At 59.4% G+C, this 14,543-nt stretch carries 8 protein-coding genes, 1 tRNA gene and 1 riboswitch; of the genes, 3 read left to right on the forward strand and 6 right to left on the reverse strand.

What is annotated here, in order from left to right; translation table 11 throughout:
• Nucleotides 1-34: 34 nt before the first annotated feature.
• Nucleotides 35-727, reverse strand: a complete 693-nt coding sequence (locus B3C38_RS03360) for a hypothetical protein (RefSeq protein ID WP_032135530.1) — start codon at nt 725-727, stop codon at nt 35-37.
• The gene (locus tag B3C38_RS03365) at nt 708-2,177 is read right to left on the reverse strand and encodes a carbon starvation CstA family protein (RefSeq protein ID WP_117507796.1); all 1,470 of its coding nucleotides are present in this window, start codon (nt 2,175-2,177) and stop codon (nt 708-710) included. Before B3C38_RS03365 ends, B3C38_RS03360 begins: the two co-directional genes overlap by 20 nt.
• Nucleotides 2,178-2,308: 131 nt before the next feature.
• On the opposite strand from B3C38_RS03365, the gene B3C38_RS03370 reads away from it, so the two are divergent.
• The 3 genes from B3C38_RS03370 to B3C38_RS03380 all read left to right on the forward strand — a co-directional run bounded on the left by B3C38_RS03370 (nt 2,309) and on the right by B3C38_RS03380 (nt 6,019).
• Nucleotides 2,309-2,381, forward strand: a tRNA-Thr gene (locus B3C38_RS03370).
• A 61-nt stretch (nt 2,382-2,442) separates the two neighbouring features.
• Nucleotides 2,443-2,662: riboswitch (cobalamin riboswitch) on the forward strand.
• Between the two features lie 169 nt (nt 2,663-2,831).
• The gene (locus B3C38_RS03375; RefSeq protein WP_286725329.1) at nt 2,832-3,902 is read left to right on the forward strand and encodes a YncE family protein; all 1,071 of its coding nucleotides are present in this window, start codon (nt 2,832-2,834) and stop codon (nt 3,900-3,902) included.
• A 20-nt stretch (nt 3,903-3,922) separates the two neighbouring features.
• Entirely contained in the window at nt 3,923-6,019 is a 2,097-nt protein-coding gene (locus B3C38_RS03380) for a TonB-dependent receptor plug domain-containing protein (protein WP_286725330.1), read from the forward strand.
• 216 nt (nt 6,020-6,235) lie between these two features.
• Here the strand turns inward: B3C38_RS03380 and B3C38_RS03385 are convergent, their stop codons facing one another.
• From B3C38_RS03385 to B3C38_RS03400, 4 genes are all read right to left on the reverse strand, one after another.
• A complete protein-coding gene (locus B3C38_RS03385; RefSeq protein WP_286725332.1) occupies nt 6,236-7,618 on the reverse strand; it encodes an efflux transporter outer membrane subunit in 1,383 nt (460 codons plus the stop codon).
• On the reverse strand, nt 7,615-10,710 hold the full coding sequence (locus B3C38_RS03390) for an efflux RND transporter permease subunit (RefSeq protein WP_286725334.1): 3,096 nt from the start codon (nt 10,708-10,710) through the stop codon (nt 7,615-7,617). The genes B3C38_RS03385 and B3C38_RS03390 overlap by 4 nt, the downstream gene beginning before the upstream one ends.
• Before the next feature lie 3 nt (nt 10,711-10,713).
• Nucleotides 10,714-11,964, reverse strand: coding sequence for an efflux RND transporter periplasmic adaptor subunit (locus tag B3C38_RS03395; protein WP_286725336.1), 1,251 nt, complete (start codon nt 11,962-11,964; stop codon nt 10,714-10,716).
• Nucleotides 11,965-12,577: 613 nt separating this feature from the next.
• Nucleotides 12,578-14,536: a sensor histidine kinase gene (locus B3C38_RS03400; RefSeq protein WP_286725339.1), complete on the reverse strand. Its 1,959-nt coding sequence runs from the start codon at nt 14,534-14,536 to the stop codon at nt 12,578-12,580.
• Between the last annotated feature and the right edge of the window lie 7 nt (nt 14,537-14,543).

Consider the following 14,543-nt stretch of genomic DNA (forward strand, 5'->3'; position numbering starts at 1 on the left):
GAAGCCTGCAAAGAATAGCGGACACACCTGCGGCCTACTGTGCAGCCCGCAGCGCAGCGATAAACCCGGGCCACAATACCCACAGGTTCTCGGTCTGCAACCAAAGTTCGCGCGCCTGCGCCTGCACGGAGGGACGTTCGCCCTCGATATCCCGCAGGTAAGCATCGTCGGCAGGGTGCTCGGCGGCCGTAAATTCCCGGAAGAAAGGCGCAAACCGCGTCTTGAAATGCAGCAATTCCCCTTCGGGAAGCGTCCCTTCACGACGGAATGCCGACCAGAGCAGCAATATCCCGCGGCTGGCGCATTTGTCCGAGACGTCGTTTATCACCTCGTCGAACAGCTCCTGCTCGTCCATCGCCAGGTAATCGAACGCCAGCAGTTCGCTCCCCTCGAGGTGGTCTTCGGGATCCAGCTCCAGGAGCATCTCCAGCAGCGCCGCAGACATCTCGAAATCGTTGATCAGAAAGTGGTCGATGGCCGAGGCACGGATCAGTTCGAGCGCAGACTGCGAATTGCGGTGGCTCCATTCGAGGTTGATCTCTTCGTCTTCGGGCAGCAACCCCGCAAGCCGCTGGAATGCCTGGTAACGTTCATTGCAGGCATCTTCGACATTTCCCGCGGCCTCCAGCTCACGGGTGTGTGCCAAAACCCTGGTGAAATTATACGGCCCGTCGCCGACGATTTCGAAAGTCTGGTCGGGCGTGGGGTTAAGATATGCTTTTTGCATCGCGGCGCATTTTAAAAATCATGGTTATCAGTATAGCGAGTGTCAGCGCGCCGCCCAGCAGGTAGGCCGCTGCCCGGTCGCGCATGCCGCACATAAGCGGCGATATAAAGACATAGGACATGCAGACGTAGGTCATGACCAGCGCCGGCAGGAGCCCCACCCAGCGGTTACGGCCCCGTTTGTTTAGGTAGGCCGTAATCATCCACAGCGTGACCATCGCCAGTGTCTGGTTCATCCATGCGAAATAGCTCCACATGGCCTCGAACGGCAGGCAGAAAATAATGACCAGCCCCGCAGCGAAGAGCGGGATGCTGATATAGATTCGCTTGCGCAGGCTGCGCTGTTCGAGCCCCATGAAATCGGCCACGATCAGCCGTGCCGAACGGAACGCCGTATCGCCCGAGGTGATGGCGCAGGCCACAACCCCGAAGATCACCAGTCCGGCCAGCACTTCGCCCAGCGTAGTGCGGGCGATGACATCGACCATCACGGCCGCCTGCCCGCCATATTCCGCAATCGCGGCATTCAGCCCGGAGGCACCGTTCCAGAAGGCCATGGCGATGGCCGCCCATATCAGCGCGATGATGCTCTCGGAGATCATGGCGCCGTAAAACACGGGGCGGGCCTGCCGTTCGGAGCGCAGGCAGCGTGCCATCAGCGGCGACTGGGTCGCATGGAAGCCCGAAATAGCGCCGCAGGCGATGGTCGTAAAGAGCATCGGCAGGATCGGAAACCGCTCCGGATCGGCGATGCAATTTTCCAGGGAGGTAAACTCTGGGATCGTGTATTTACCGCTGAAAAGCAGCACAGCGAGGATTCCCAGCGCCATGAAAAGCAGTGCGCAGCCGAAAACCGGATAGATACGGCCGATGATCTTGTCCACGGGCAGCAATGTCGCCACGATATAATAGATCAGGATAACACCCAGAATGATGAGTAGCAACCAGGAGAACCCGCCGAAGGCAATCCCCGACAGTGCCGGGGCGTCGATACGGTTGGCGATCAGCTGAGCGGGCTGCGACAGGAAGACGGCACCGACGAGCACCATCAGTCCCACGGAAAAGACCCGCATAAGCTGCTTTACCCCCGGCCCGAGGTAGGTGCCGACAGTCTCGGGCAAACTCGCACCGTTGCTGCGCAGCGAGACGATCCCGGCGATGAAGTCGTGCGCCGCCCCCATGAAGATACCGCCGAAGGTGATCCACAAGAATGCCACGGGGCCGTATGCCGCGCCCAGTACGGCACCGAAGATCGGCCCCAACCCCGCGATATTGAGCAGTTGTATGAGGAAAGTCCTCCACATCGGCATCGGGATATAATCCACCCCGTCGAACGACGTGGCCGAAGGCACAGGCCGCGCAACATCCACGCCGCACAGGCGTTCGAGATAGCGTCCGTAGGTGAAATATGCTGCCACGAGGAGCGCCAGGCACCCCAGGAAAGTAATCATAGCCCGGTCTGTTTTCGGTTAGTTTTGACGCGAATATAGCAAGAAATGCGAGAATTTTCGGAAAATTGTTGCGAGAAAAATATTTTTTTCAGATATTTGCAGTCCCAAAGAGAACTTAATGTTCTCGGTAAGCCGAAATAGCTCAGTTGGTAGAGCGTTTCACTCGTAATGAAGAGGTCCCGGGTTCAAGTCCCGGTTTCGGCTCGGAAAGGTCGCCATACGGCGACCTTTTTTCGTTATAAGACCTTGCGAACCCGAATTTTTTATACTTTTGTTGCGCAATGGTTCGCAAAGGGGTTCCGCAACCCCCAGACCGATTAAAAGGGAATGCCGTGAAAATCGGCAACAGTTCCCTCTGCTGTGAGTTCCTGCCACCCGAAATGGCACAACAAGTCCTGACAATCTTTTGCCACTGGCCCCAGTCCGGCCGGGAAGGCGTCTCGACGGGAACGAGTCAGAAGACCTGCCGTTGCAATGATTTTACAATCCAGGGGAATGGATCGTGATCGGCATGAAGAGCCTGCCGGCAAGGCATATTCCCGGATGTAAAATCAGTTTGACAAATACGAAGGCCGCACCGGACATCCGATGCAGCCGGCTGCAGCCCCGTACCAGGGAAGAGGTGGGGCGGGCCGTTTCTTTAATTTTCGACGCATGAAACGGATTTTACGACATATCCTGCCCGTGATCCTGTGCCTGCCGGCACTGGGCGGCTGCATGAAGTGGGACTACGCAGACATGGAAGAGTTCGCCGCGACGGGGCCGGGGTTGTTCATCACCAACGAGGGAAATTTCCAGTACGGCAACGCCACGCTCTCCTATTACGACCCGGCAACGAAAAAGGTCGAGAACGAGGTTTTCTACCGTGCCAACGCCATGAAGCTGGGCGACGTGGCACAGTCGATGACCATCCACAACGATTTGGGATGGATCGTCGTGAACAATTCGCATGTCGTCTTCGCAATCGACCTCCGTACATTCAAGGAGGTGGGCCGCATCACGAACCTCACCTCGCCGCGGTACATCCACTTCGTCTCCGACGAAAAGGCCTATGTGACCCAGCTCTGGGACAACCGCATTTTCATCGTCAACCCCAGGCGGTACGAGATCACGGGCTACATCGAGTGTCCCGGCATGACACCCGGATCGGGATCGACCGAGCAGATGGTACAGTACGGGCAATACGTCTACGTGAACTGCTGGTCGTACCAGAACCGGCTGCTGAAGATCGACACCCGAACCGACAGGGTGGTGGACGAACTGGTCGTCGGCGTACAACCCACATCGCTGGTACTGGATGCCAACGACAAGTTGTGGACGATCACCGACGGCGGTTACGAAGGCAGCCCCTACGGATATGATGTTCCGGCACTGTACCGCATCGACGCCGCCACGTTCCGCCTGGAAAAGCAGTTCCGTTTCAGAGAGGGGGATGCCCCCTCGGAAGTGCAGCTCAACGGCACGCGCGACACGCTGTACTGGATCAACAAGGATGTCTGGCGCATGCCCGTAGCTGCCGAGCAGCTCCCGGCGCGCCCGTTCCTCGAATACCGGGAGACGAAATATTACGGGTTGACGGTCGACCCGGACAACGGCGACGTCTACGTGGCCGATGCCATCGACTACCAGCAGCAGGGGATCGTCTACCGCTATACGGCCGACGGCGACGCGGTAGACGAATTTTACGCGGGCGTCACCCCGGGCGCCTTCTGCTGGAAACGATAACCCGACAAACACGCAAAGCAATGAAGAGACTCCTAATCCCGCTGTTCAGCATCGCCCTCTGGTGGAGCGCCGCCGCCCAGGACAAGGCGCCGTCGGACGGAGGGTGGTGGAACGAGAATCCGTCGCTGGTGTTGCCCATCCGCGCAGTCGGGGTGACGGGCGTGAAACCCATGAAAGAAATAGGCGTTCAGAAAACGCAGCTCGACACGCTCGTCCTGCACGAGAACATTGCCTTGTCGATGGCCGACGTGCTGACATTCAACTCGTCAATCTTCATCAAGCAATACGGACGGGCGACGCTTTCGACGGTCGCATTCCGCGGCACGGGCCCTTCGCACACGCAGGTGGTGTGGAACGGCATGCGCATCAACTCGCCGATGCTGGGCATGACCGATTTCTCGATGATTCCCTCCTACTTCGTCGACGACGCACAACTGCTGCACGGCACCTCGTCGGTCAACGTCACGGGCGGCGGCCTGGGCGGTGCGGTCATGCTGGCGACCAAACCCGCCGGTACGCAGGGCTTCGGGCTGCAATACACCCAGGGCATCGGGTCATTCTGGACGACGGACGAATTCCTGCGTCTCACCTACGGCAACGACCGCTGGCAAACCTCCACGCGCGTGGTATATTCGTCGTCCCCCAACGAATATTCCTACCGGAACCACGACAAGAAGGAAAACATCTACGACGACGAGCACAACATCATCGGTTCGTACTATCCCCGCGAAAAGCACGACGACGGAGCTTTCCGCGACTTCCACCTGTTGCAGGAGGCCTATTACAACACGGGCAACGGAGACCGGTTCGGCCTGAACGCCTGGCTGATCGCCTCGAAGCGCGGGCTGGGGCGCATGACGACCGATTACGGCGATCCGAAGAAATTCATCAACGAACAGCGCGAACGTACGCTGCGCAGCGTGCTGTCGTGGGATCACCTGCGCCGGAACTGGAAAGTCGCGGCCAAGGCCGGATACATTTACAGTTGGTTCGCCTACGACTACGCCAACGACGTGGGCAACGGGAAACTGGAGTACATGACCACCTCCCGGAACTGGTACCACACGCTCTTCGTCTCGGGCGAAGGGGAGTACTACATAGGCCGCAAATGGCTCTTCACGGCACAGGCCGACCTGCACCAGCATTTCGTCACGAACAACGACCGCAGGATCATCTCGCAGGACATGAACCGAAAGACCATCGGATACAACCACGCGCGCACGGAGCTTTCGGCCAGCATCACGGCCAAATGGATGCCCACCGAACGGCTGGGGCTGTCCGTCACGCTGCGCGAAGAGATGTACGGCGCGCAGTGGACGCCGCTCATCCCGGCGTTCTATGCGGACTACCTGATCTCGAAACGCGGGACGATCCGGGCAAAAGCCTCCGTATCGCGCAACTACCGTTATCCCACGCTCAACGACCTCTACTTCCAGCCGGGCGGGAACACCGACCTCGTGCCGGAATCGGGGTTCTCGTACGACGGCGGGATATCGTTTGCCATAGGGAAGGAAGGAGTATATTCGCTGCACGGCGAGGCGACATGGTTCGATTCCTACATTGATGACTGGATTCTCTGGCTGCCGCTGGGCGGCAACACCAACTACTGGACGCCGCTCAACATGAAGGACGTACACGCTTACGGCGTGGAACTGAAAGCCGGGTACGACCGTATGCTCTCCAAGGAGTGGCAGCTGGGGCTGGACGGCAACTTCTCGTGGACGCCCTCGGTCAACCGGGGCGAAGCGTTCAGCAAGGGCGACCGGTCATTGGGCAGGCAACTCCCCTATGTGCCCGTATATTCGGCCGCGATGACGGGGCGTCTGGCCTACAAAAGCTGGCGCCTGCTATACAAGTGGTGCTATTACAGCGAGCGGTTCACCATGACGAGCAACGCCTTCACCTACACGGGCAACGTCCCCTACTACCTGATGAACGACGTGACACTCGAAAAGCTGTTTTCCGCGCGCTGGGCCGATCTTTCGGTCAAGGCCGCCGTCAAAAACCTCTTCGACGAAGAGTATGTTTCCGTGCTGGGACGCCCCATGCCGGGGATAAATTTCGAAATATTCCTCGACATCCGCCCCAAATGGGGGAAGAAAAAAGCCAGGGATTGATCTGACCCGCACAAGGGCATCGGCAGGCCGGCACTATTCCGATTCCCTGACTCCGAATCACGGCCCGGCGGTAAGAACTTTCCCGGGAAAGGACGTTTCGTAGGAGCTTGGCAAAAAGAGTTTTCGTGACATCTTTCCCGAAACGGCGTCCCGGAAATAAAAAGCCCGGATCCGCACGGATCCGGGCATACCGATAAACCAAAGAAGCCGGCAGGGTTATTCCGCCCAGCCGCCGCCCAGGGCTTTGTAAAGGTCGACCAAAGCCAGGTGCTCGTCGCGCACGGCATTGCTGACCCCGATCTGGGCGTCGAAATAGCGGCGCTGGGCATCCAGCACGTCGATATAATTGATGCTCCCGCCCCGGTATTGCAGCTGGGCGAGTTCGACGTATTTCCGGGCTGCGTCGCGCAGGTTAACCTTCAGCGCGGCCGTCCGGCGAACGCTGCGGTAGCTGACCACGGCGTCGTTTGCCTCCTTAAAAACCGTCAGCACCTTCTGTTCATACCCCAGCCGGGCCTCATCGTAGGCGGCCAGCGCGGCCTTGTACCGGGCCTGCTTACGGCCGAACCCGAAGATCGGCGAGGCGAGCGTACCCGCGACATACGAGAACGGCGAGCGGAAAAACCCGCTCACATCGTCGTTTTCCCAGCCGCCCGTCAGGTTGAACACGATGCGCGGGAAGCGGTCGGCGTAGGCCATGCCCGCGGCGGCCATCGCCGCACGAAGCTGCTGCTCAGAAGCCCGCACGTCGGGACGCCGCAGGAGCAATTCCGACGGCAACCCCACGGGAAGCGACTCGGCGAACTCCGCCTCGGTATTCATCTTGCTGCGCACGACCCGCCAGTCGGGATTTTCGCCCATGAGCAGCGAAATGCTGTTTTCCATGACCTCGATCTTGCGTTCGAGGTCGGGGATCAGCGCCGCCGTAGAGGCGTACTCCACTTTCGCCTGCTGGAAGACCGTTTCAGAGGTGAGGCCGCCCTCGAAACGCAACTGCGCCTGGTAAGCGCCCTCGCTGCGCGTGATGAGCGTACGCCGCACGATGGAAAGCTCGTTGTCGAGCGCCATCAACCGGAAATAGGCGGCGGCGACCTCCGCGACGAGCGTCATCTGCATCGCACGCCTGTCCTCGACCGATGCGAGGTATTCGGCACCGCCTTTGCGTTTGGCCCAGCGCAGGTTTCCCCACAGGTCGAGCTCCCAGCTCACGGTAGCCTTGGCGCCGAGTTCGGGGTCGCGGCTCGGCTCCTCGCCCGCATAGTCGTTGGTTTCGTGATCGGCGTAGACCGTTCCCGACACCGACGGCAGGCGTCCGGCCTTGCCAATACGGTAGAGCTGGCGCATACGTTCGACACGCACCGCCGCGGCAAGCATGTCCTTGTTGTTGGCCAACGTATGACGGATGATGTTGCACAGGGTCGAATCGCCATAAAACCGCCACCACTCCATGTCGGCGATGGCGAGCGAATCGGCCGCAGCACCCCCGGCGATAGCCGCCGGGAAGTCGACCTCGGGCGCCTTGCAGTGACGCACGGCCGAGCAGGAGCCCAATCCAGCGGCAGCGGCCAATATCATAAGTAATATCGCAAGTCGTTTCATCGTTTCAGTTTTTCTTTAATCCGGTAAATCCACACGAAGAAGAAGGGCACGAAGACAATGCCTACCGTAATGGCGACCAGCATGCCGAAAAAGACGCCCGTCCCGATCCCCTGGCGGCTCGCCGAGCCCGGCCCCGAAGCGAAGACCAGCGGCAGCAGGCCGAGGATGAAGGCCAGCGAGGTCATGACGATCGGGCGGAAACGCAGGTGCGCCGCCGTGAGCGCAGCGGAGACCACGTCACGGCCTTTCTCAACCTCTTCCTTGGCAAATTCCACGATCAGGATGGCGTTCTTGGCCACCAGGCCCACGAGCATCACCAGTCCAATCTGAAAATAGATATTGTTCTCCAGCCCGCAGATCCAGATACCCAGGTAGGCGCCGATACCGGCCACAGGGAGCGACAGGATGACGGCCACGGGCACCGACCAGCTTTCGTACTGCGCCGCGAGGAACAGGAAGACGAACAGGAAGGCCAGCGCCAGTACCAGGCCGGTCTGCCCGCCGACATGCTTTTCCTGGTAGGAAAGGCCGCTCCACTCGACGCCGACCGACGCGGGCAAGTGCTTTCGGACGAGCTCTTCCAGTACGCCCATCGCCTGCCCCGAACTGTAACCGTGTGCGGCCTCACCGGAAATGGTAGCCGAATTGAACATGTTGAAACGCTTGATATTCCCGGCACCCGTCGTGTAGTGCGTCGTTCCGAGCGAAGTGATCGGAATCATCACACCGCCCGCGCCGCGGACGAAAAAGAGGTTCAGGTTATCGCGCTGCGCACGGTAGGGAGCCTCGGCCTGGATGTAAACGCGGTAGATGCGGTTGAACATATTGAAGTCATTGACGTAGATCGACCCCGTAAAGGCCTTCATCGTCGAGAAGATGTCGGACATCGATACACCCAGCAGCTGCGCCTTGTCGCGGTCGACGTCGAAATAGAGCTGCGGGATGTCGCCCTGCATGGACGATGCCAGCCCCGTGAATTCGGGACGCTGCGAAGCATAGTACATCAACGTGTCGACGGCATGCTGCAAATCCTGATAGGTCGTATTGCCCCGCGCTTCGAGCACCATCTCGAAACCGCCCGAGTTGCCCAGGCCGGGAATCACGGCGGGCGTCGAGAGGTATACCTTGCTTTCGGGGTAGCGCGAGAGTTCGGTGCGCACGCGCTGCATCACGGAGCTCAGCCCCTCGGAGTCGAGGTCGCCCCACGGTTTGAGGATCACGGTCAGCTGGCTGCGCGCCTGGTTGGTACCCACGCGGGGACTGGAACCCGTGACGTTGAGCACGTACTCCACGTCGGGGTCGGCCATCAGGAACTTCATCGCGCGGTCGGTCACCTCGCGGGTACGTTCGATCGTCGCCCCCTCGGGCAACTCCAGTTCGACGGTGAAGTAGCCCTGGTCTTCCTGCGGCATGAAACTTTGCGGCACGAGCCTGTTCATCAGCCAGATGCCGATCAGCACGATGCCGAAGGCGGCGAACATGCGGCGCGAATGTTTCAGCGCCCCCTGGATCATGCGGCCGTAAAACTTGTTGCCCGTCGCCAGGGAGAGGTTGATGCGGCGGAAAAAGCGGTTTTTCTTCCCCTCGCCTTCGGGACGCAGAAAAAGCGCGCACATCACGGGGCTGAGCGTCAGCGCCACGACGGTCGAGATGACCACCGACACGGCGATGGTGATGGTGAACTGGCGGTAGAGCTGGCCCGTAATGCCCGAAAGGAAACTCACCGGGACAAACACGGCGCACAATACCAGCGACATGGCGATCAGCGCCCCGCTCAGGTTGGACATCGCCTTTTTAGTAGCCTCGTAGGGCGAGAGGTGCTCCTCGTTCATGATGCGGTCGACATTCTCCACGACGACGATGGCGTCGTCGACCACGATGCCGATGGCGAGGATGAGCCCCAACAGCGTCAGCATGTTGAGCGAAAACCCGAAAACGAGCATCACGCCGAAGGTACCGATCAGCGAGATGGGCACGGCGACGATCGGGATGATCGTGGCGCGCCAGCTCTGCAACGAAAGGAAGACCACGAGGATCACCAGCAGCAACGCTTCGAACAATGTCTGGTAGACATGGTGGATCGACTCCGAGATGTAGGTCGTCATGTCGAACGGAATCTCGTAGCTGATGCCCTCGGGGAAGTTGTGGCTGATCTCTTCCATGGCCGCCTTGACCAGCGCCGCCACCTCCATGGCATTGGCTCCGGGCAGCATGTTGATATTCAGCACGGCGGCGTTCCCGCCGTTGATGCCGCTCTCGGTATTATAGGACGAAGCTTCGAGCGAGATACGCGCCACGTCTTTCAGGCGGATGATCGACCCGTCGGGGTTGGCCCGCACGACGATGTCCTCGAATTCGCTGACAGACGACAGACGCCCCTGCGCCGTGATGGGAATCGTCACGTCGATGCCGTTCATGGGGGCCTGCCCCAGCACGCCGGCGGCAGACTCGCGGTTCTGGTCTTTGAGCGCCGTCTGCAAATCCTTGACCGTCAGCCCCAGGTCGGCCAGCTTGTCGGGCATGACCCATATCTGCATGGCGTAATAACGGCTGCCGACGTTCGAAACGCTGCCCACTCCGGGAACACGGCGCAACATGTCCAGCACGTTGAGCGTCGCATAGTTCGAAAGGTAGATTTCATCGAACTTGGGGTCGGACGAAAGCAGGGTTATGGTCATCAGTTTGCTGGCCGCCTGCTTCTCGACCGAGATGCCGTTCTGCACCACTTCGGCAGGAAGGCGCGCCTCGGCCTTTTTCAGGCGGTTCTGGATATCCACGGCTGCCAGGTCGGGATCCGTCGAAATGTCGAAGGTCACCGTGGCGGAGAAACCGCCCGAGTTGGAGCTCGACGACTCCATGTAGATCATGCCGGGGGTACCGTTCAACTCCTGCTCGATGGGCGTAGCCACGGCCTGCGTCACGGTCTGCGCATCGGCACCGGGGTACGACGCCGAGATACGCACTACGGGAGGTACGATCTGGGGATACTGGTCGACGGGCAACAGTGCCAGGCCGATGAAACCCACGATCACGATGATGATGGACAGCACCGTCGAGAAGACGGGCCTGTCGATAAAGAAGTCCGCTTTCATAGGCTACTGTTGTTTTTCGGCCTCCTCATCGCGGCGCGGAGCGACCGGTTCGACTTTCATGCCGTGCTGGAGTTTATGGTAGCCCTCGACGACGATATCCTCGCCCCGCACCAGGCCGCGTTCGACGACGATGTTGTTGCCCCATTCGGGGCCCGTCTCGACAAAACGCTTCTCGACGATGCTGTCGGGGCGCACCACGTAGATGTAGGCGCCGCCCTTCTCGATCTCGATAGCCTTCGACGGCACGACAACGGCATCCTCACGCACGTCGAGCAGCAGCCGCACCTTGGTGAACTGCCCCGGCAGCAGGATGTGGTCGGGGTTGGCCATCTCGGCTCGCACGGAGAAGGTACCCGTCTGCGGGTCGACCTGCGGATCGGCGAAATCTACCAGGCCGCGGTAGGGGTATTCCGAGCCGTCGGCCAGGGTCACGGTGATGTAGGGATCCCACTTGCGGGTCGAATCGCGGTGCCCGAGGTTGACGTTGCGCGCCTTGCTGCGCAGGTAGTCGAGGGCCGTCATGCTGAAATCTACACGCACGGTATCGCTCTTCACGACCGTGGCGAGCAGCGATTTGCCGCTCGGCCCCACGAGCGTACCGATGTCGGCGTTGCGTTCGGAGATATAACCCGAAATAGGCGACTGCACGGAGGTATAGCCCAGGGTCATCTGCGCCTGCGTGAGGTCGGCCTCACCGACGGCCACGTCGGCCACGGCACTCTCGTAAGCCGCCGTGGCATTGTCGAGTTCGAGCTGGCTGGCCGCACTCTGTTCAAAGAGCGGACGGATACGGTCGAGGTCGCGCTTGGCTTTCAGCGCCTGCGCCCGGGCCTTGTTCAGCTGCGCCTTGGCCTTGTCCACGCGCGCACGGTAGACCCGGGGGTCGATCACGAAGAGGGTTTGTCCCTTCCTGATGTAGGTACCTTCGGCGAAGAGCATCTTTTCGAGGTAGCCCTCGACGCGGGCGCGGATTTCAACGAACTGCTGGGCGCGGATGCGGCCAACGTAATCGCCATAGATATTCATGTCTTCGGTCGTTACGGGTTCCACCGCCACGACAGGCAGGACGACTGCGGCGGGACGCGGCCGGAGCAGGATGACGAGCAACACCGTCACGACCACAAGGCCGGCAATGACTCCGATCCACTGGCCTCGGCTCAGTCTTATCCGGACATGGGCGACACGGGAGGCCGCTTTTTTCACACCGTTCAGGTTCAGCTCCTGCAAATTCGGTTTCAATTTGTCAAATTTCATAAAGCACTAATATAATTGGGGGCAGCAAAACGAGGTTCAAACCTTGCGCCAGAATTGCAGGCAGCCCTTTAAAACATTTATTGACAGCAAAATATCTACCAAATACCCAATCAAATATATACAAAAATATGTAGAATAATTCCACACGGATGTAGAATAATTCCACATCGCCCCGGCAACTCCGCCTGCCCCGGGGTCTTGCGACGGCCGGAGCCGTAATCGGCGCATCCGAACGCATTGGAGGCAACTGCCCCGGCTTCGCGGCGCAAAGGTAACAAAACAAGTCCGGGCAGGCGAAAAAATGCACCAGGAAGGTTACAGCAAATCCGGCCGGAATATTATCCGAAACGGGCACATTTCCGGCCGGGAAGCCATAACTTCGGGGGAAGCATCTCCGACGGGAAGGCACAAAAAAAAAGACCCGTACGGGTCTTTTTGCCATATCGCGGCAACGCTGTCCACCGCATCATACACCCCGCCTCACGCGGTGTTCTACACATCTGCGGAACAAGCTGGAACCAAGCGGAAATTCCACACTCAGAGGGCTCATTTCCGATCGCAAACGAGGCGGCCTTCCCCCGTCACCTTGAGGATCCGGGCGCTTCCAGAGGGCTCAAATCCCCCCCCCCTCACGGTTCTCTCCATCCTCGGGGAAACGAATGTCGATCGGATGGGCAAAGACAAAACGCGCACCGGCGGTATAGGTCGGATCGACCCAGATGCGGCCACCGAAGATCATGGCTATCTGGCGGCAGATGGCAAGGCCGAGGCCCGTGCCTTTCTTCTTGTTGCCGTCGAGTTTCTCGAAACGGTTGAAGACCATCTCCTGTTTGTCGAGCGGAATGCCGGGGCCCGTATCGGCTACCGAAAAGAGCACTTCGCGGTGTGCCTCGTCTATCTCCACGCCGAGTGTGATACTCCCCTGGGAAGTGAACTTGCCGGCGTTGGTGAGCAGGTTGATCAGAATCTGCGACAAGCGGTGGACATCGGTTACAAGCATGTAGGAACCCACGGCACATTCGAGACGCCCCTCGACACCTTCCTGCCGCGTATGGGCGGTCGTCATGAGCACATGCTGGCAGACCTGCACGATCTCCTCGGACGAGCAGTTGAACTTGATCTTGCCGCATTCGAGCGACGAAATGTCGAGGATGTCGTTCAGCAGCGTGAGCAGCATCTCGGAATTGTTGACCACGATGGCGCAGTACTCGGCACGTTCCTCCTGTGAAAGTTCTTCGCCCTGCATCAGCGACGAGAAGCCCACGATGGCGTTGAGCGGCGTGCGGATCTCATGGCTCATATTGGCCAGGAACGCCGATTTGAGCATGTCGGACTCTTCGGCCTTCTCGCGGGCGACCACCAGCTGTCCTTCGCGCTCTTCGAGCGTGCGCTTGAGACGCCGCGTGCGCAGGAAAAGCGCCGCGACGAAAACCAGCAGCAGTACCAGCAGTACGATACCCGCCACGAGCAACTCGATGTAATGGGAATATTTCGAGAGTTTGGCTGCTACGGTATCCTCGACCACACTCCCTTTGGGCAGGGCGTATTCGGCAATCTTCAACTCCTTGAGCTTGCGCGAATCGAAGAGGTACTGGCCGTCCGTAAGGCGGAAATGCGTCCCGTCTATCTTCCCCGAGGCGTAATACTTCTTGATCTGCGATGCGATGACCGAGGCGGCGTTCTCGTATTTGGGGACATAGCCACCCACAGCCACGTCGCCGATGCCGATCTGGGATATCGAAAAGACCGGTATGCGCGGATTGAGCTGCACCAGGTCGTTGAGCGAACGCTGCATGAGGTACTCCCCGTCGCGGCCCACACGCCAGGTTCCGAGTATCGCCGCGGAACGGTGCGACAGCGAGGCATAGGTCTCATGCATCGCATCATCCCCCTCGCGGCTGTCCACCAGCACAAGGTTCATGTCGGGATAGTTTTTCATCTCCTCGCGTACGAGCGCCTGGAGGGAAATACCCCCGTAGGTGTTATCCGAGATGAAGGCGATGTTCTCGGCTTCGGGAAAAAGCGAACGAACCAGCTCGATATTGCGGCGGACGTCATACTTGTTGAGCATACCGCCCACATTGTTCAGGCTGTCCGTCATGTTCATGTAATTGATCGAAGGGGGCAGCCACATGCCGAGACTGTCCTCCGGCGGCGGGAGCACGATGCCGTTGGAACTGACATAGCAGCAGAAGCACATCACATCCTTGGGGATATGCCCCAGCGAGACGAACGATGCCCATGCCTCCTGCCCCAGCAGGACGATGGCGCGAAGCCCCTTGTTCTCATACCGGGAAATCATGTTCTCGGTCTGCGACATCCAGATGGGTGCGTCGTTGATGCTCTTGCATTCGAGCGTTTCGACATAGATATCGCACGGGATGCCCGAAGCCATGATGTTGCGTTCGAACTCGGCGATGAAGCCCGACATGCGGCGCGTATCCGGATTATACGAGGAAATAATCAGGATACTCTCCCTCTCCTGCGGCGCTTGAGCCCGAAGCAATGCGGGCAACAGGGCGCAACACAGAAGAAGAAATATCCGATTTTTTTTCATTGGGTTCCTGGTCATAGTTTCC

It is taken from the genome of Alistipes sp. UBA1686, from assembly GCF_002320215.1.
Lineage (GTDB): Bacteria > Bacteroidota > Bacteroidia > Bacteroidales > Rikenellaceae > Alistipes > Alistipes onderdonkii.

Coding starts and splice junctions, on each gene's coding strand:
- B3C38_RS03360 (WP_032135530.1), bottom strand. CDS start 727: ATGCAAAAAGCATATCTTAACCCCACGCCCGACCAGACTTTCGAAATC.
- B3C38_RS03365 (WP_117507796.1), bottom strand. CDS start 2,177: ATGATTACTTTCCTGGGGTGCCTGGCGCTCCTCGTGGCAGCATATTTC.
- B3C38_RS03375 (WP_286725329.1), top strand. CDS start 2,832: ATGAAACGGATTTTACGACATATCCTGCCCGTGATCCTGTGCCTGCCG.
- B3C38_RS03380 (WP_286725330.1), top strand. CDS start 3,923: ATGAAGAGACTCCTAATCCCGCTGTTCAGCATCGCCCTCTGGTGGAGC.
- B3C38_RS03385 (WP_286725332.1), bottom strand. CDS start 7,618: ATGAAACGACTTGCGATATTACTTATGATATTGGCCGCTGCCGCTGGA.
- B3C38_RS03390 (WP_286725334.1), bottom strand. CDS start 10,710: ATGAAAGCGGACTTCTTTATCGACAGGCCCGTCTTCTCGACGGTGCTG.
- B3C38_RS03395 (WP_286725336.1), bottom strand. CDS start 11,964: ATGAAATTTGACAAATTGAAACCGAATTTGCAGGAGCTGAACCTGAAC.
- B3C38_RS03400 (WP_286725339.1), bottom strand. CDS start 14,536: ATGACCAGGAACCCAATGAAAAAAAATCGGATATTTCTTCTTCTGTGT.